The 17,305-nt window shown below is 69.5% G+C and carries 14 protein-coding genes; 9 read left to right on the top strand and 5 right to left on the bottom strand.

Features of this window, described 5'->3' with window-relative positions; translation table 11 throughout:
- Positions 1–27 precede the first annotated feature (27 nt).
- The 5 genes from OG584_RS32485 (at position 28) to OG584_RS32465 (ending at position 5,664) form a co-directional block, all read left to right on the top strand.
- Positions 28–1,218, top strand: coding sequence for a PP2C family protein-serine/threonine phosphatase (locus OG584_RS32485; protein WP_405783188.1), 1,191 nt, complete (start codon positions 28–30; stop codon positions 1,216–1,218).
- Between the two features lie 223 nt (positions 1,219–1,441).
- Entirely contained in the window at positions 1,442–2,011 is a 570-nt protein-coding gene (locus tag OG584_RS32480) for a 2Fe-2S iron-sulfur cluster-binding protein (protein WP_405783187.1), read from the top strand.
- Entirely contained in the window at positions 2,008–2,997 is a 990-nt protein-coding gene (locus tag OG584_RS32475) for an FAD binding domain-containing protein (RefSeq protein ID WP_405783186.1), read from the top strand. The genes OG584_RS32480 and OG584_RS32475 overlap by 4 nt, the downstream gene beginning before the upstream one ends.
- A gap of 16 nt (positions 2,998–3,013) precedes the next feature.
- Complete coding sequence (locus tag OG584_RS32470) at positions 3,014–5,122, top strand: xanthine dehydrogenase family protein molybdopterin-binding subunit (RefSeq protein WP_405783184.1); 2,109 nt, start codon at positions 3,014–3,016, stop codon at positions 5,120–5,122.
- A gap of 173 nt (positions 5,123–5,295) precedes the next feature.
- Positions 5,296–5,664 (top strand): DUF6479 family protein, encoded by a 369-nt coding sequence (locus OG584_RS32465; protein ID WP_405783183.1) that lies wholly within the window; start codon positions 5,296–5,298, stop codon positions 5,662–5,664.
- Between the two features lie 104 nt (positions 5,665–5,768).
- Here the strand turns inward: OG584_RS32465 and OG584_RS32460 are convergent, their stop codons facing one another.
- Both OG584_RS32460 and OG584_RS32455 read right to left on the bottom strand, forming a co-directional pair.
- Positions 5,769–6,191 (bottom strand): DUF6003 family protein, encoded by a 423-nt coding sequence (locus OG584_RS32460; RefSeq protein ID WP_405783181.1) that lies wholly within the window; start codon positions 6,189–6,191, stop codon positions 5,769–5,771.
- Positions 6,192–6,345: 154 nt separating this feature from the next.
- Positions 6,346–7,629, bottom strand: coding sequence for a hypothetical protein (locus OG584_RS32455; protein WP_405783180.1), 1,284 nt, complete (start codon positions 7,627–7,629; stop codon positions 6,346–6,348).
- 165 nt (positions 7,630–7,794) lie between these two features.
- On the opposite strand from OG584_RS32455, the gene OG584_RS32450 reads away from it, so the two are divergent.
- Positions 7,795–8,454, top strand: coding sequence for a TetR/AcrR family transcriptional regulator (locus tag OG584_RS32450; RefSeq protein ID WP_405783179.1), 660 nt, complete (start codon positions 7,795–7,797; stop codon positions 8,452–8,454).
- A 195-nt stretch (positions 8,455–8,649) separates the two neighbouring features.
- Here the strand turns inward: OG584_RS32450 and OG584_RS32445 are convergent, their stop codons facing one another.
- Positions 8,650–9,036, bottom strand: coding sequence for a hypothetical protein (locus tag OG584_RS32445; RefSeq protein WP_405783177.1), 387 nt, complete (start codon positions 9,034–9,036; stop codon positions 8,650–8,652).
- Between the two features lie 315 nt (positions 9,037–9,351).
- On the opposite strand from OG584_RS32445, the gene OG584_RS32440 reads away from it, so the two are divergent.
- Together OG584_RS32440 and OG584_RS32435 are read left to right on the top strand one after the other, a co-directional pair.
- Positions 9,352–11,061, top strand: a complete 1,710-nt coding sequence (locus OG584_RS32440) for an MFS transporter (RefSeq protein WP_405783176.1) — start codon at positions 9,352–9,354, stop codon at positions 11,059–11,061.
- Entirely contained in the window at positions 11,058–12,494 is a 1,437-nt protein-coding gene (locus tag OG584_RS32435; protein WP_405783174.1) for an amidase, read from the top strand. Before OG584_RS32440 ends, OG584_RS32435 begins: the two co-directional genes overlap by 4 nt.
- A 363-nt stretch (positions 12,495–12,857) precedes the next feature.
- On the opposite strand, the gene OG584_RS32430 is transcribed toward OG584_RS32435, so the two are convergent.
- Positions 12,858–13,505 carry a TetR/AcrR family transcriptional regulator gene (locus OG584_RS32430; protein ID WP_405783173.1) on the bottom strand — a complete coding sequence of 216 codons (648 nt, stop codon included), beginning with the start codon at positions 13,503–13,505 and terminating at the stop codon, positions 12,858–12,860.
- A 147-nt stretch (positions 13,506–13,652) separates the two neighbouring features.
- Between OG584_RS32430 and OG584_RS32425 the strand changes: the two genes are divergently transcribed.
- Entirely contained in the window at positions 13,653–14,411 is a 759-nt protein-coding gene (locus OG584_RS32425) for an SDR family NAD(P)-dependent oxidoreductase (RefSeq protein ID WP_405783171.1), read from the top strand.
- A gap of 1,084 nt (positions 14,412–15,495) precedes the next feature.
- Here OG584_RS32425 and OG584_RS32420 read toward each other — a convergent pair.
- Entirely contained in the window at positions 15,496–16,725 is a 1,230-nt protein-coding gene (locus OG584_RS32420; RefSeq protein WP_405783170.1) for a hypothetical protein, read from the bottom strand.
- Positions 16,726–17,305 lie beyond the last annotated feature (580 nt).

Here is a 17,305-nt window from a genome sequence, read left to right as displayed (position 1 = left end):
CGGTGCAGACATGAGAAGCAGGATCACGTGGACAGATTGGCTGCCGTCGAGAGGGCCTTGCGGAGCGCCGCACCCCATTTGCTGCTCGACGTCCTAACGGCGGCGCTGCGGGAGCAGTACGGCACCGAGAGTGCCGAACTGCGCCTTGCCGACTACGGCATGACCACCCTCCAGGCCGTGGAGGACGTGGCGTCCCTCCGGGAACCGGTACCCATCGACGGCAGCCCGCAGGGGCGGGCCTTCGGCGCACAGGAACCGTTCGTCGAGCCGACGGCCGTGCGGGGCGCGGTCACCGTGCACGTGCCGGTGACCGTCCGCGGAGACCGGATGGGCGTCCTCACCATCAGCGCCCCCGAAGCGAGCTGCGCGAAGACGGATCTGCTGGAGATCCAGCAGATCTGCGAAGCGCTGGGCCGCGAGATCCTGGTGGCCGAGCGGGACACCGACCTCTATCTCCTCGCCCGCCGCGCCACACGACTCACACTGGCAGCCGAGATGCAGTGGCAGCTGCTGCCCGGCCGTTCTGTGTCACGTCCGGAATTCTCGCTGGGAGCCCAGCTCGAACCCGCGTACGCGATCTTCGGCGACAACTTCGACTGGTCGGTGTCGGCCCACCACCTCACGCTCACCGTCACCAACGGTATGGGCAAGGGAATGGAAGCGGCTCTTCTCACCAACCTGGTCGTCAACGCCTTGCGCAACGCCCGCCGTGCCGGACTCGGCCTGGCCGACCAGGCAAGCCTCGCGGACCAGGCCGTCTACGCGCAGTACCGCGGCGCTCTCCACGCCTCCGTCCTGCTCCTGCGCTTCGACCTCGCCACCGGCGAGATGGAGGCTGTCGACGCCGGGTCCCCCCTCATGTGGAGGCTCCGGGGGCGCCACGTCGAGTCGGTCGGCTTCGACGCACAGCTCCCTCTGGGGATGTTCGAGGAGACGGCCTACGTCGCCGAGCGCATGCGGGTGGAGCCGGGCGACCGGATCCTGGTGGGCAGCGACGGCGTCTACAACAGCGTGTCCGCCACAGGGGAGCAGTACGGGGAGCGAGCGCTGGCACGTTCGCTGTCCGCCCATCGCTTCCTGCCGTCGGCCCAGGTGCCCCGTGCGGTGCTCCGGGACCTCGGAAACCACCGGGGCTCGTCGCCGCTGGACGACGACGCGCTCGTCGTCTGCCTCGACTGGTTCGGCCGCCGGCACCGCACGGACGACGCCACCGCCTGATCCGCGGCGCCGCGCCCGGCCCTTCACCCGGCCGGGCTCCGGCCCGACCTGACGTCCGACGCCGCGCGGACCGCCTCGGCACGGCCCTGTACGGAGGAACCGGCAGGGCCCCGTCACCGGCTCACCGGGTGCGGACGCCGGGGAAGAGCCGCAGGATGAGCGTGCCCGCCCCGCGCTCCCGCGGCGGCTCGGACGACGCGGCTCAGAGAGGTGTGAGGGACGGATGCAGCCTGCCGGCGAACGCCCCGATGCGCGCAACCCGTCGGGGAAGGCTCCTACCCGGTCGACCGTGACCCTGCGGGTCAACGGACGCGCCCACACCCTGGAGCTCGACCACCGCACCACGCTCCTGGACGCCCTCCGGGAGGCGATCGGGCTGACGGGTGCGAAGAAGGGCTGCGACCACGGGCAGTGCGGGGCGTGCACGGTGCTGGCCGACGGGCGCCGCGTCAACAGCTGCCTCCTGCTGGCCGTCGCCCACCAGGACGTCCGCATCACCACGATCGAGGGGCTCGGTGACGCCGACGCCCCGCATCCCGTCCAGGAAGCCTTCCTCGACCGCGACGGATTCCAGTGCGGCTACTGCACCCCGGGCCAGATCTGCTCGGCGGTCGGCGTACTGGCCGAGGCCGCCGCGGGGCACCCCTCGCACGTCACGCCGCCGGATGATCTCGCGGCCGAAGGCCCCGCCGAGCTCAGCCCGGACGAGATCCGTGAGCGCATGAGCGGCAACCTGTGCCGGTGCGGCGCCTACCCGAGGATCGTCGAAGCTGTCGGGGACGTGGTCGTATGAAGCCGTTCGGATACGTCAGGGCCCGTACCACCGACGACGCCGTGCACAGCTTCGTCTCGCTGCCGGGCGCCCGCTTCCTCGGCGGCGGTACCAACCTCGTCGACCTGATGAAACTCGGCGTCGAATCCCCCGGCACCCTCATCGACGTGAGCGGGCTGCCCCTCGACGCCGTCACCGAACTGCCCGGCGGCGGGCTCCGTATCGGGGCGACCGTGCGCAACAGTGACCTCGCCGCCCATCCGGCGGTACGCCGGAGCTGGCCGGTGCTGTCCCAGGCCTTGCTGTCGGGCGCGTCGGGCCAGCTGCGCAATGTGGCCACCACCGGGGGCAACCTCCTCCAGCGGACGCGCTGCCCGTACTTCCAGGACACCCGGCAGCCCTGCAACAAGCGCGAGCCGGGTTCCGGCTGCGCGGCTGTCGAGGGAGTCAACCGTGATCACGCGGTCCTGGGCCATTCGGCGCACTGTGTGGCCACTCATCCCTCCGACATGGCGGTGGCACTTGCGGTCCTCGACGCCGAGGTGGAACTCGTGGGCCCCGGAGGCGGGAGGACCGTACCCGTGGCCGACCTGCACAGGCTGCCCGGCGACCGTCCCGAACAGGACACCGTCATCCGGCCGGGAGAACTGATCACATCGGTCGTGGTCCCCGCAGCATCCGGCGGGCTGCCCTCCGCGTACCGCAAGGCACGCGACCGCGCGTCCTACGCTTTCGCTCTCGTCTCGGTCGCCGCCGTCCTGGCGGTCGGTGACGACGGCCTGATCCGGTACGCGCGCCTCGGTTTCGGTGGTGTCGCGCACAAACCCTGGCGCGCGGTGACCGCGGAGTCGCTCCTCATCGGGGCCCCCGCCGAGGAGAGCACCTACCTCCGGGCGGCCGAGGCCGAGATGTCGCGTGCCGCACCGCTGTCCGGCAACGCGTTCAAGGTGAAGCTCGCCCGAAATCTGGCCGTCGACACGCTGGGCCGACTCGCGAACCGCGGCTGAGGAAGAGAGCACTCCCGTGAATCACCAAGCTTCCGCGCCCGGTGCCCCCGTCAGCCGCAGGGAAGGGCGGGCGAAAGTCACCGGCGCCGCCGCCTACGCCGCCGAACACTCCCCCACCGGACGCGTCTACGCCTGGCCGGTCCCCGCCGGGATCGCATCCGGCCGGGTCACCGCCGTACATACCCAGCAGGCCCTGTCGCTTCCGGGCACCATCGCCGTACTCACCCCCGACAACGCGCCCCGGCTGGGCGACACCGACGACCCGATCCTCAGCGTCCTCCAGAACGACCGGGTGCCGCACTACGGCTGGTACGTCGCCCTCGTCGTGGCCGAGACCCTCGAAGCTGCGCGTGCCGCGGCCCAGGCAGTGCGGGTGGAGTACGAGACCGACGCCCACGACGCGGTACTCAAACCCGGCGATCCCGCGATCTACGCGCCGGAGTCGGCCAACGGGGGGCACCCCGCCGACCGCGAACGGGGTGACTTCACCACCGCTCACGCCGGAGCGCCGGTCCGGGTCGATGTCTCGTACACCGTCCCCCCGCTCCACAACCACCCGATGGAGCCGCACGCCAGCACCGCGGAGTGGGACGGCGGGCATCTGACCGTGCACGACTCGAGTCAGGGCGCGACGGCTGTCCGTCAGGCCCTCGCGGCCCTCTTCGGCATCCCGGAGAAGGACATCACCGTCGTCGCCGAACACGTCGGCGGTGGTTTCGGCTCCAAGGGCACGCCCCGCCCCCATGTGGTGCTCGCCGTCATGGCAGCCCTGCAGACCGGACGCCCCGTGACGCTCTCGCTGCCGCGGCGGCAGATGGCCGCGGTCGTCGGCCACCGCGCCCCCACGCTGCACCGTGTCCGGCTCGGGGCGGGCCACGACGGTGTCATCACCGCCCTGGCACACGAAGTGATCACCCACACCTCGCGCATCAAGGAATTCGTGGAGCAGGCCGCTGTCCCCGGGCGGGTCATGTACCACTCGCCCAACAGCCTGACGACCCATCGCGTCGCACCTCTCGATGTGCCCAGCCCCTCCTGGATGCGGGCTCCCGGTGAGGCTCCCGGCATGTACGCGCTGGAGTCGGCGATGGACGAACTCGCCGTGGCCACCGGCCTCGACCCGGTGGAGCTGCGGCTGCGGAACGAACCGGAGACCGAACCGGACAGCGGCCTCCCGTTCAGCAGCCGTCACCTCACCGACTGCCTCACGGAGGGCGCGCGGCGATTCGGCTGGAGCGACCGGGACCCGCGCCCCGCTGTCCGCCGCGACGGCAGCCTGCTCATCGGAACCGGCGTCGCGTCCGCGACCTACCCGGTCCTGGTCTCCCCGTCCGAGGCGACCGCACACGCGTCGCCGGACGGAACCTTCCGGGTACGGATCAACGCCACCGACATCGGGACGGGAGCCCGTACGGTCCTGGCCCAGGTCGCCGCCGGAGCGATGGACGTACCGGTGGAGTCAGTGACGGTCGACATCGGCAACAGCGATCTGCCCAGCGCCCCTCTCGCAGGCGGCTCCTCGGGCACCGCGTCCTGGGGCTGGGCCGTCCACCAGGCCTGCACCTCACTCAGGGGACTGCTCGATGAACGTGCGGGGGCGGTGCCTCCCGATGGTCTGCACGCTGCCGCCGACACCAGCGGGCAGGCCGATCAGCCGGTGCCCTACGCCCGGCACGCGTTCGGGGCCCACTTCGCGGAGGTCGAGGTCGACACGGTGACCGGTGAGGTGCGCGTGCGGCGGCTGCTGGGCGTGTTCGCGGCCGGGCGCATCCTCAACTCCCGTACGGCGAGGGCGCAGTTCATCGGCGGCATGGTGATGGGCATCGGGATGGCTCTCACCGAGGGCAGCACCGTCGACCCCGCCTCCGGTGCCTTCGTGGAGAACGATCTCGCTTCCTACCACGTCCCGGTCTGCGCGGATGTCCACGCGATCGAGGCGCACTGGATCGCCGAGGAGGACAAGCACCTCAATCCGATGGGCAGCAAGGGGATCGGCGAGATCGGCATCGTCGGCACCGCCGCTGCGGTCGGCAACGCCTTCCACCACGCCACGGGCGTCCGGCTGCGCTCACTCCCGCTCACCGTCGACAAGGTGCTGGAAGCGATGGACCCGGCACGGCCGTGAATGCGCCCGCAGGCCCGGTGCGGATTGCGGGTCCCCAGGACAGCGGGGCCTGCGGGAGTCAGTACAGGGAGTCAGCACAACGTGCGGACCTTCCGGGGCGAATCATGTGTTTCAAGCGACTGAAAAACGTCGAATGAGGGGATATGAAGCCCTCCGCCGGGCAGTGCACTGGTATGAACACTCCAGATGTGCAGCTCGCCGCGACCATCGGAGCGTCGGCGTGGGTCTTCATGGCGATCGGGGGACTCGTGATCGTCGGTCTCCTGCTCGCGGCGTTCGCCTGGGGGCGCCGGGTCCGGGACCGTGAGTCGGACCCGCCCACACCCGAGGAACAGCCGAAGATGCCGGAGGGCGGGCCCGTCTACGAGGTACGTGAGTACCGGGAACCGGACGAAGTGCCGAAGGTGGAGGGAGACGACCGGCTCACCCCGCACGAGCTCACCGGGCTCGGCGGGACGGGCCCCGAGGGAAACGAACCGCACGGGCCGGGAAAGGACAAGGACGACGGAGGCGGCTTCGGCAGTGGCGGGCTCGGAGGCTGAGTAACGCCGGGGAGCACCGTGCTGCCGCCGTACGAGCGGCGCTCCGCCGGACGGGGGCAGCCCGAGGTACGTCGTCGTCTCCTGCCGGGATCCGGGCCGCGCCGTCACACGGTGAGGCGGCCGATGTCCTGGGGATCGAGACCGGTCAGCTGGGCGATGCGCGGCGCGGAAACCCCTGCGGTCAGGGCACGGTGCACGAGCCCCTCCCAGTCATGGACCGTGTCTCTGAACTCCAGGAGCTCGCTCTCCATGTCCGTCACGGACCGCGGCGCGCACGCCTGGTGGACGCGCAGTGCTTCCTCCTCGCTCAACGGCACAGGCAGACGTTCCGCGTCCTGCGGGATGAACGCCTCCGCCTCCGCGGGGAGGATCCTGACCTGCTCCGAGGAGCCCGAGACCCCGTGGGCCTGCAACCAGCCGTGGACAGCAGGCGTTTGCGCGCACTCCAGTTCACCGACGGCGGCGAGGGCCGCACCGAGCCAGGGGTGGCGGTCAGGGAGCAGAAACAGGTAAGCCTCATCGGCCATCGCGTGAAATCGCCTTCTCGATCGGACATCGGCACCCCGATGTTATCGCTCCTGAACGATGGCAATTCCCACCCGGCATTCGCCAGTTGTCCGCACTCCCAGTCGAACACGCCTGCCCGCACAAACGTCCGCCCCGCAGGCCGTTATCTCAATCTCAGGAGTCCCGGGTCACCCAGCCGGCCAGTTCCGCATCGGATGCCTGCCGCACGTCGGCGTTACGGGGCACGTCCACCTTCAGCCGCATGACGTACGGACGCCGGTGGCTCGCATCGAACTTTCCGCCGGGCACCCGTGGGGCGTCCGTCGGCAGGTATCCCGCGAAGTACAGGGCCCATTTCCCGTCCGCTTCGACGACGGAGGGCACACCGGGAGCAAGAACACGGTCCGCCACATAGTTCGGCCAGGCTTTCTCCTGCGTCTGCAGGAGATAGTCCACTTCGCTGCCCCCGGGCTTCCCCCACACTCCCGAGGAGTCCTTCCGGAGGATCCTGCGGTAGGAGGAACCGTGGGCAGGTATCAGTGTGTCGGACCACGCCAGCCCCGACTTGTAGTCGCGTTCATTGAACGCACCGGTGGAATAGGCCATCACATACTTGCCGCCGATCCTCGTGATGTTTCCCGTCTCGATCAGCTTGAACTTCTTGGTCTGGTCGAGTCCGAAGAAGTACTCCGAGTTGTAGCCGCCGTGCGAATCCTCCGGCCCCAGGAGCAGCACCGGCCCACTGGCGGCGGGATGGGAGGAGGACTCCATCTCCTGTGCCACGATCCCGTCCTCCGGGGACGGCCCGGAGAGCCGCTTGCTGTAGATGAGGTACAGCTTGCCGCCGTCCTCGAAGTACTTCCCGTCGTAGTCGGCCTTTTCCGGACGCTCGAACGATCCGGCCACCAGCGAGTCGGCAGTCCAATTCGCCGGGACGGCGGACGGCGACCCGCGCCTGGCATGTGCGTGGACGACCACCGTCCACGGGGCGGCATGCGGATAGGCGGGATTCTTCACGTACATGGTTGCCGCCATCTCCCATTCACCGGAATCCAGCTGGTAGATGTTCTCGTTGTCGACGACCGTCGTCCGGGAGCCGTACCGCTTCGCGGCGTTCACCAGGGCGGGGCCCGCGCTGACTTCGACCTTCTGGCCGGCCTTGCAGTGGGCGGGAGTTCCGCCGGGGCAGTGGAGCAGCGATTTGGTGGTTCCGGAGAAGTACTGGCTGCGGGCGCCGTGGTACGAGGACGCCCGATGGATGGGGTAGGGGTCGGAGTAATAGGCCCCCGCTCCTTCGGTTCCGGGGTCGGTCAGCGGCTGGACACCAGCCGCTTCACCGGAAGCCGAGGGCGATGGTGTCGCCCGCGTGCCGGACGAGGCCGGGTGGGACGTCGCCCCGTGCGGTGTGCCGGACGTACAGCCGGCGCCGACCAGTCCGACGGCCACCAGAGCGGCCACCAGACGAAGCCTCGGGCCCAGTTGATGGCGAAAGCCTGTCTTCACTGCGTGTGTCTTCTGCACTCCGCGTACCTCCTGTCGACCTGCGACCGCTCCGCCCTGGGCACCCGGGCCGGGCACCGCGAAAATTGACGTAACTATCGCTATATCGATAAAGTTCCCTATATGAAAGACGATGAGTCGCGTCCGCGACGTCTGACCCGGGCGGAAACCAAGGCACGCACCCGGGCCCTGTTGCTGGAAGCCGCCGCGCAGGTCTTCGCCCGCAAGGGCTTCGCCGGGGCGTCGGTCGACGACATCGCGGAGAGCGCTGGATTCTCCACCGGCGCGCTGTACTCGAACTTCGCGAGCAAGGACGAGTTGTTCGTCGAGCTCCTCTCCAGCCGGAGCAGCAGCCGCCTCACCGAGGCAGCCACGATCGTGACCGGGCAGGGCGGCAGCAACGAGGAAGCCCGGACGGCGCTGTCGCGCCTTGTGATCGACGTCGCCGACGAGGACATGGACCTGGCACCGCTCCAGGCGGAGTTCTGGCTGTACGCGATCCGCCGCCCGGAATTCCAGGAGCGCCTCGCCTCACAGTTCCGCTCCAACCGGGACGCGCTGACCGGGGTGCTGGCCGACCGCGCCAGGGATCGGGGCCAGAGCGGCGATGCCCCCTTCGATCAAGTCGCCACCGTCCTGCTGGCCCTGTTCCAGGGGCTGGTCCAACTGCGCCGCACCGACCCGGCGCTGGTCCCCGAGGACCTGTACGGCAACGCCGCCCGCTGGCTGTTCGCCGGCCTCAACGCGCCGTCGCGCACGACTCCCGGCGAAGAAGAGCGCTGACCCGTCCCGTACGCAGGGCCGACGAGGGCACGGAGAGCCGAGCCCGGTCCCGCGTTCTCCAGCCGCACACCGTGGAGATTGCCGCGACCCAGGAGCCGGCGCCGCGACCCCGGTAAGCGGGTTCGGACCGCTGCGCGGGTACCAGCCGTTCAACTCGGGCGGGTTGGCGCCCCGGCCACCGGACGGCGCACCCCGTCATCGCACCTGCCGCGCGGGCGCCGACGCCGATGATGGCACCTGCCGGGTGAAGTAATGCCCGTCCCCCAGAGGGCCGAGCAGGATGACGCCGAGTCCGAGCCCGATCGCGACGACGAGCGCCGGGTTACCGACGGAACCCTCGATCCTTGACTCGACCAGGGCCGCGACGGCGACCAGGGCAGCCTTCGACGCGATCAGCGGAACCAGGTGCACGTCTATGGACCTGCGCTTGAGCCGGGACTTCATCAGGAACATCACCACCGCGAACACGATGATCGTGCGCAGCGCCTCCTCCCACAGAGGCCTGCCGCGGTTGAGGTACCAGAATCCGCCGATCAGCAGGCCCCCCAGCAGGTAACGGACGACTTTCGATGAGGACGTCATTCTGTGCTCCGGGAGAGGTGTGGGGATGTATCGGCAGACGCGTGGAGACCGGCGGACAGATGTCGCCGCTCATCCATGTTCATATAGGTAACGCTATTCGAATAGTGCTCACTATGTCAACGGTGAGCGCGCCCTGCCCGCTGGATCCCCGGGCGCCCGGCGCGAACTCACGAGGGCCTGGCAGCGGGACAGCCCCTGCGGGGCGCCCGCACAAACCCCGCTCCGACCCCTTCTGCATACCGACTAGTCGGTACTAGCCTGCCGTGGGGCGAGCACGCACTGCGGCGTCCGGTTGACCAGCACAAGGAGGCATGGGTGTCGATATCTCCACCGCCGACGCATGAGCCGAGTTCTGCGCGGCCTGCTACGACGGCGCTGAGGGTCCTGAGCCGGCCACGGCTGCTGCGCTATCCCGAACGCGGCGCCCGGTACTGGTACCTGGGCATCGTGGTGCTCGTCACGATCGTTCTCTACTACCAGCTGTACGTCCAGTACGCGGTGTCGACCGCCATCATCGGTCAGTACCACATGACGTTCCTGTACTTCGTCTACATATCGGTGGCTGCCAACGCGGTCGGCGCGTTCGCCTCCCTCATCGCAGGTCTCGCCGACCGCTGGGGCCGGGCGAACATCGTGGTGTACGGCCTCCTCGTCGTCGGCCTGCTGACCACGTTCGTCCTGCCCAACGCGCCGGGCAAGGCGAGCTATCTGCTCAGCTACTGCGCGCTGGCCTTCGTCGAGGGCATGATCCTCGTCGCCACCCCGGCCCTCATCCGCGACTTCTCACCGCAGCTCGGCCGGGCTTCGGCGATGGGCTACTGGACCATGGGGCCGATCATCGGCAGCCTGGTCGTCACCGCTGTCACCTCCCGTACGTACGGGGCCTCCACGTCCTGGCAGGACGAGATCAGGTTCGCCGGCATCAGCGGGCTCGTCATATTCGCGATCGCCCTGTTCGGCCTCCGCGAGCTCGCCCCGGCGCTGCGCGATCAGATCATGGTGAGTGTGCGCGACCGGGCTCTGATCGAGGCCCGCGCCAAGGGCCTGGGTGCCGAGGTCGCGCTGCACGGACAGTGGCGCCAGATGATGCGCCTCGACGTGATCGGGTCCGCCGTAGCCATCAGCCTGTACCTCCTCCTGTACTATGCGGCGGTCGGCAACTTCGTCGTCTACTTCGCCACGGACTTCGGCTACACGGCACAGCGCGCCAACGCCCTGCTCGACTGGTACTGGGGGGCGAACGCCATCGCCCTGGTCGCGGCGGGCCTGCTTTCCGACCGGCTGCGCGTACGCAAGCCGTTCATGCTGCTGGGCGGAATCGGATCGGTCGGCTTCACCCTGGTGTTCACCCTGCATGCCACACAACCGCACACCGGGTACTACGCGTTCGCCTTCATTCTGGCCGGCATCGGCGTGACCAGCGGCATCGCCTACTCCCCCTGGATGGCGAGCTTCACCGAGACCGTCGAACGGCACAATCCCGCAGCTACCGCGACAGGGCTCGCCGTCTGGGGGTGGATCGTACGCATCACGGTGGCCCTGTCCGCTGCCTGCGTCCCCCTCATGGTGAACACGGTGACACCACTGATCGAACACGGTCCGGAGGTCAGGCAGGCGTCTGTCCAGGCCGCTCCCGCGCTGGCCATCACCCGTGCGCACCCGAAGCTGTTCGCCGAACTCGGCGCGTACGCACCCGGCAAGGTGCCCCCGGCGCTGTCGGCCCGCGCACAGCAGGAGGTCGGAGCCGGGCAGCTGCGCACCGTACAGAAGGCCGCGCCACAGCTGAAGATCCTGCGCGAGCACGGCACCGAGGTCGCACGGGCAAGCGCCGACAACCCCGGCAAGTGGCAGGCCTGGTGGTGGGTGTGTCTGGCCGGACAGGTGCTGTTCCTGCCGTTCGTCTTCGTGATGACCGGTCGCTGGCGGCCCCGGGACGCCCGGCGCGATCTCAGGGACCATGAAGAGGCGGTGGCCCGGCAGGTCGCCGCGATGCAACAGAGTCCTCAGGGAAGCAGGAGCGTATGACCGTCCCCACCTCACTGCACGCGCTGACCGCACTCGAACAGGCCACCGCCGTACGCAAGGGCGAGGTTTCCCCGGTGGAGCTCGTGCGGCATCACCTGGCACGCGCCGAGGAGTACGACGAGCGATTCGGCGCCTTCATCACGCGGACACCAGAGGCGGCGCTGACCGCCGCGGCCGCACTGCGGGACCAGCGCTTCGCGAGCGACGCACCGTCGGCCCTCGTCGGCGTGCCCACCGCGGTGAAGGATCTCGTCGACACCGCAGGCGTCCCGACCACGTACGGATCGAAAGCGTTCGCGGCACATGTCCCATCGGTCGACGCCCACACCGTCACCAGACTGCGCGAAGCCGACACGATCAGCATCGGCAAGACCAACACCCCTGAATTCGGGTGCTGTTGCTACACGGACAACGACCTCGTGGGGCCGGCTCGCAATCCCTGGAATCCGGCATTGTCCGCCGGAGGCTCCAGCGGTGGCGCCGCGGTCGCCGTGGCACTCGGGGTCGTCTCCGTCGCCCACGCCAGTGACGGCGGCGGCTCGATCCGGATACCGGCCAGTGTGTGCGGGCTGTTCGGGATCAAACCCTCCCGGGGCCGCGTGAGTTCGGGCCCGGCCGGGGCGGAGGTCACAGGCCTGTCCGCGCAGGGGCCACTTGCCCGCTCGGTGCGTGACGCGGCGGCCCTGCTCGATGTGCTGGCCGGCCCGGAACCGGGCGATCCGCACTGGGTGCCGCCCCTCCCGGCCGGCGAAACATTCCTGGACCACGCCGAACGCGCCCCCGGACGACTGCGCATCGGCCGGTATGCGACTCCGGCCACCCCGGGTGTCGCCGTCGACCCGCAGTGCCTGGCTGCCTGGGAGCACGCCTCCCGGCTGCTGGAGAGTCTCGGTCACATCGTGGAGGACATCCCGACGCCCTTCGGCCCGGAGATCAGCGACCACTTCGTGAACGCATGGGGGGTGCAGTCCCTCGGATACACCGTCGCCCCCGACCGGGAGGCATCGCTGAGGCCGGTGACGCGGGCGTGGCGGGAGTACGGACGCGGCGTGTCCGGCGAGCAGTTCGCGGCCGCGGTCACCGGGATGCACCGCGCCACCCGGCGCGCGATACGGGCGACCAGTCAGTACGACGTCGTCCTCACCCCGACACTGGCGTCACTGCCGCAGCCCGTCGAGTACTTCGACGAATCCGGTGACCCGCTGGAAAACCTGTACCGGCAGAGCGCGTTCAGCGCGTTCACCAGCCCGTACAACATGACGGGCCAGCCCGCGGCCAGCCTTCCGCTGTACTGGACCCCCGGGGATCAGATCCCCGTCGGAGTCAGCCTCGTGGGGCGCCCGGCCGACGAGGCCACACTCATCAGGCTCAGCGCGCAGCTGGAGGAAGCCTGCCCCTGGCGGGACAGGTACGCACCCCTGCTCTCCCTGTGACCTGACCGTGCACGACGCGCCCTCGCCCCCCGCGCACACGGGGGGCAAGGGCGCACCCAGTACGCCAGTGAAGTACTGGCAAGTCCGGCTACTGAGACTTGCGGAAAACCCAAGGGGATGAGGGTATGCCGACAGGGCCCGCAGCCGCTGGCAGCGCCTGGCCCCCATGTCCGTGCCGCGCCACGGCACCGCTGCGGCGGCGGGTCGGGGAAACCGTCTGCATTCCCGGCGGCCGCACAGCCGCCGGGCCCTGTCGCCGTGAATGACGCCTACAGGCCGCCCCGGTACTGACAGGCGGCCTCCCGCAGAGTTCCGGGGCTCCGGGGGCGGGCGCCGTCCGTACCCGCAGCGGCGCCGGAGACCTCAGGAGTGCTGCGAGTCGTTGGCGCGGCGGCCGTAGCGGGCGAGCATCGTCGTGACCGCCTCCTCGACCGCGTGGCCGACGTCGGCAGGTGCGGGGCTCCAGTCGGCGAGCAGCATCCGCGGCCACAGGACGTAGTTGGCGATCATGCCGAGGAACTGGTTGGTGGCGCTCTCCGCGTCGGGTACCACCGCAGTTCCCGCGGCGTGCTGGGCCTCCAGGTAGTGCTGGACGGAGATGAAGTAGGGCAGCTTGCCCAGCTCGAACTGAGCCCGTCCCAGTTCCGGGAAGCGCGGCAGTTCGGCGATGACGATGCGGAAGAGGGCCGCCATCGCGGGCCGGCCGATCAGCTCGGCGTACTGGCGGCCGATCGCGCCCAGGCCGACGCCCAGGTCACCGGGCTGCGTCGCGGGCGCCGCCGGGTCCGGCCCGCCCTCCCAGTACTCGGTGACGATGGCTTCGAAGAGCGCCGCCTTGGTGGGGAACTGCTTGAACAGCGTGGACTTCGAGACGACCGCTTCCTGCGCGATCTTCGCCAGCGAGGTCCCGTCATAGCCCCGTTCGAGGAACAGCTTCGTGGCCGCTGCGGTGATCGCCTCACGCTTGCGCTGAGCGAGTCGTTGATGGTGCGCGGAGAGTCCTGCGGTCATGGGACCAGTATGACTCATCACGAGGCGAGTCACTTGACTCGCCACTGTGCAGATGTTTACGTGGGGAGGCGAGTCGCCCGACTCGCATTCGGTCGGCGGGAGTACTCCCCCGCCGTCGTCGCTCCGTCACCGCAGGGAGATGCACTCATGGAGTCAGGCAAGATCGCATTGGTGACCGGCGGCAATCGCGGACTGGGCCGGGCCACGGCCCAGTCGCTGGCCCGGCACGGGCTGCGCGTCATCGTCACCCATCGCGGCGACGCGCAGGAGGCCGAGGAGACGGTCAAGAGCATTCAGGACACCGGCGCCACGGCCGCCGCCCTGCGGCTGGACATCAGCGACGTGGCCTCTTTTCCCGCCTTCGTCTCCCACCTGGCCTCGCAGCTGGAGCGCTGGGAGGCGACCCGGCTGGACGTCCTGGTCAACAATGCCGGGATCGGGCTGTTCGGACCGCTGGAAGCGGTCACGGTCGACGACTACGACGCGGTGATGGACACCAACGTGCGCGGCACGTTCTTCCTCATCCAGGCGCTTGCGCCCGTGCTGGCCGACGGGGGGCGGATCATCAACGTCTCCTCCTCCCTCAGCCGCCACACCAGCGCCGGCACCTCGGTGTACTCGGCCTCCAAGGCGGCGGTCGAGGCCCTCAGCCGGACCTTGGCCGTGGAGCTGGGGGCGCGCAAGATCCGTGTCAACTCCATCGCACCGGGGCCGACCGCCACCGACTTCAACGGCGGCGCCATGCGGGACGACGCGCAGATGCGCGAGGGCTTGGGCGCGCAGACCGCGCTCGGCCGCGTCGGTGAACCGCAGGAGATCGGCGACGCGATTGCCGCGCTCGCCTCCGAGGACCTGCGATGGGTCACCGCCCAGCGCCTCGAGGTGTCCGGCGGCGCCCTACTGTAGGGCCCCGCCCACACCGCGCGCCCCGCCCCTTACCTGGCAGAACCGGGAGATGCATCAGACGCGGTCCGCCCCGCGGGCCCGGTGGGCGGCATAGCGGGCCTCGTCGCCGCCTCGGCCATCCAGTTCGCGGCGGTCTGCTCGCAGAAGCCGGGCGGACGGCTGAAAACGAACGCGGGAAGCTCAGCGGCCAGGTCCATGAGCGAGGCGTTCCTGGCGGGCCGGGGCCGGACGCCGAGCGCCTTGAGCCTGCGCGACAGACTGACCGGCTCCATCGGGCGACCGGCCACGGAACCGGGGAACAGCCATAGGCTCGGGCCGGGTTCGAGACGATGGGCCTCGCCGACCGGGTGGCGCACCGGTTCGCGGAGCATGCCGTCCAGCGGCGGCGGGATCTCTACCGGGCGTGTGCCCAGGCGCAGCCGCAGCGTGGTGCCGTCGTCGGGGACCTCGTCGCGGCTGAGGGCACAGATCCGAAGACGGGGGCTGCGCGAACAGCAACAGGAGCAGTCCGGCCGCGCGGTCGCGGACCGCGATGTCGGGTTCGCTCACCAGCCGGTGCACCAGTCGCCGGCGTGTATCGGCGGCGATGATGTCGGCGGCGGGCGAGCTGGTGCAGAAGGGAGCCGCAGGGCTCGGGTGTGCTGGTGGCGGCTGGTCCAGTTCAAGAAGGACCGGATCCGCAGGCGCGCGGCCGGGCCCGTGGCGTAAGCGTCGATGTGGTCCTGCGTGCACGTGGTCCTGCGTGCACGTGGCGAGGCTGCTGTGCCCTCGCCGCGCATGACGACGGCACCGTCACCGGCCCGCGCTAGACGCTTCGCGATTCGTACCTGTCCAGCAAGTCGGCCGGGGGCGGCTGGGGAAGCCGACCGCAATCCGACCGCAGTAAGACGGCGGACGAGCGATGGCGCACCGGCGAGCCAAGCCCACCCGACGGATATCCCTGATCGCGGCAACGCACTGCTCGGAGATACATCCGACAACGCCCCGGGGGACTTCCTGCGCGCCCGGCGCATACGTACGACACGATTCACGGCCCGCCCAACGCTCCTCTCCCGGAGACGTATCGGGCAGCTGCGACGGCCCGTCACCGGGTCGGTCCGGGGGTGCCGAGGAATTGTTTCCAGCCTTCTGTGGGGCCGTGTCCGGGGTCGAGTGTGCGGAGTTTGCGGAGTACGGCGGGGTCTTGGGCTTCTTGCCATTCGGTGAACTGGCGGAAGGAGACGAGGCGTGTGTCGGGTGTGCCGGCGATTTGCTGGATGAATTGTTCGACGGCGTCCATGTAGATGCCGCCGTTCCAGGTTTCGAGGTGGTTTCCGACGAAGTAGGGTGCCCGGTTGGTGTGGTAGGTGCGGTCGAAGCCTGCTTTGTAGGACTCGGCGGCCTGGGTGCGCCAGGCATCGAATTTTGTGGGGTCGCCCTTGGGGTTTCCTCCGTTCTGGTTGGCCATGATGTTGTAGTCCATGGAGAGGACTTCGAAGGTGTGGCCGGGGAAGGGGATGGCCTGGAGGGGGTAGTCCCAGACTCCTTCGCGTTTGCTGGGCCACATCTGCATGCCGCCGGGCGAGCTCGCGTCGTATTTCCAGCCTCGTTTCGCGGCGGTCGGCAGGAGGTTGCGCTGTCCTTCGAGGCAGGGCGCGCGTCCGCCGATGAGTTCCTTGCGGTAGTCGAAGGGCAGGGGCGGCAGGTCGGTGAAGCCGGTGTTCGTCTTCCAGGTCATGACGAACTTGATGGCTTGTTCGATCTCGGAGTCCCAGTCCTCGGGTGACCATTCCCTGACGCCGCCGGCTCCGCAGAAGTGGCCGTTGAAGTGGGTACCGATCTCGTGCCCGGCGTTCCATGCCTTGGTGAGCTGCTCGAGGGTGGCGCGGATGTGGGCGTCGGTGAGGTAGCCGATCGCTGAGGCACCGGGGGCGTGGTGGGGCGGGAGGTAGAGCTTCCGTTTCGCTTCGGGGAGCAGGAAGATGCCACTGAGGAAGAACGTCATCTTCGCGTCGTGGTCCTCGGCGACCTTGAGGAACCGGGAGAAGAGCGCGGCATCGGTCTCACCGGCGCCGTCCCAGGAGAAGATGACGAACTGCGGCGGTGTCTCGCCGGGTTCCAGGGGCACGGCGTGGGGCTGGTTGGGCTGGGCTCCGGTGTCGGCGGTGGAGGCGTCGCCGATGATCCGGACCTTGCGCTTGCCGGCGGCGGCGGTTCCTGAGGCTCCGGCGACACTCCTGGGCTGCTGCAGGGTGTCGCTGCATCCGGCGACGGCCGAGCCGAGGGCGGCGGTCGTCGCCGCGGTGAGCACGGAACGCCGTGAGAGTTCACCCATCAGGTCCTCTTTTCCGATTAGTCGGATTATCGGAACATGCTTAGAGGGGGACTCCGTGGAAAGTCACGTACCTGCCGCCGCGCCGGGTCCCCTTCCCGCGAAAGGATGAGCAATCCAGCCGCCAAGTGGCCCATCACCCCCACCCCCACCCCACCAGAACCCCGACCCCGCGCACCCACCATCCAACCGCCGCAACGAAACGGGACACCACACCAGAACCCACAGCCAAAGAACCCGAGAACCCCGCCCCGACCCCCCACATTGCCTGTCCGGCTCCCGCAGGCACGGACTTCCACAGGCCCCTGCGCCCGCAATACACACCAACGCGCCTGCTCAACCAGCCCCAGTCCGGGGGACGTTGAAGTAAAAACGAGAACCTACCAGCTCCCGGCAGATCACCGAAGCCCGGTCGCAGGGCCGTGACGTCACGTCACCTGACCACGGTCCGGCCGCAGGCACCCCAGCCACCCGGGCCACCCGAACGGGGCCGCGCGACGAATTTCGCCCATTCGGATCCCCGCTCCACCCCCACCTGCACAGACACCCCGCCCACCCACAGCACACCGACCATGCGGCAGCC

The organism is Streptomyces sp. NBC_00859, assembly GCF_045161865.1.
Classification (GTDB): Bacteria; Actinomycetota; Actinomycetes; order Streptomycetales; family Streptomycetaceae; genus Streptomyces.
Note: the sequence above shows the minus strand (reverse complement) of the source record. Positions and strands in the feature narration are given on the sequence as shown.

What these genes read in the sequence shown, in the direction of transcription:
- OG584_RS32450 (WP_405783179.1), top strand. Translation starts at nt 7,795, where the DNA reads ATGAAAGACGATGAGTCGCGTCCGCGACGTCTGACCCGGGCGGAAACC.
- OG584_RS32445 (WP_405783177.1), bottom strand. Translation starts at nt 9,036, where the DNA reads ATGACGTCCTCATCGAAAGTCGTCCGTTACCTGCTGGGGGGCCTGCTG.
- OG584_RS32420 (WP_405783170.1), bottom strand. Translation starts at nt 16,725, where the DNA reads ATGGGTGAACTCTCACGGCGTTCCGTGCTCACCGCGGCGACGACCGCC.
- OG584_RS32480 (WP_405783187.1), top strand. Translation starts at nt 1,442, where the DNA reads ATGCAGCCTGCCGGCGAACGCCCCGATGCGCGCAACCCGTCGGGGAAG.
- OG584_RS32465 (WP_405783183.1), top strand. Translation starts at nt 5,296, where the DNA reads ATGAACACTCCAGATGTGCAGCTCGCCGCGACCATCGGAGCGTCGGCG.
- OG584_RS32435 (WP_405783174.1), top strand. Translation starts at nt 11,058, where the DNA reads ATGACCGTCCCCACCTCACTGCACGCGCTGACCGCACTCGAACAGGCC.
- OG584_RS32460 (WP_405783181.1), bottom strand. Translation starts at nt 6,191, where the DNA reads ATGGCCGATGAGGCTTACCTGTTTCTGCTCCCTGACCGCCACCCCTGG.
- OG584_RS32425 (WP_405783171.1), top strand. Translation starts at nt 13,653, where the DNA reads ATGGAGTCAGGCAAGATCGCATTGGTGACCGGCGGCAATCGCGGACTG.
- OG584_RS32430 (WP_405783173.1), bottom strand. Translation starts at nt 13,505, where the DNA reads ATGACCGCAGGACTCTCCGCGCACCATCAACGACTCGCTCAGCGCAAG.
- OG584_RS32475 (WP_405783186.1), top strand. Translation starts at nt 2,008, where the DNA reads ATGAAGCCGTTCGGATACGTCAGGGCCCGTACCACCGACGACGCCGTG.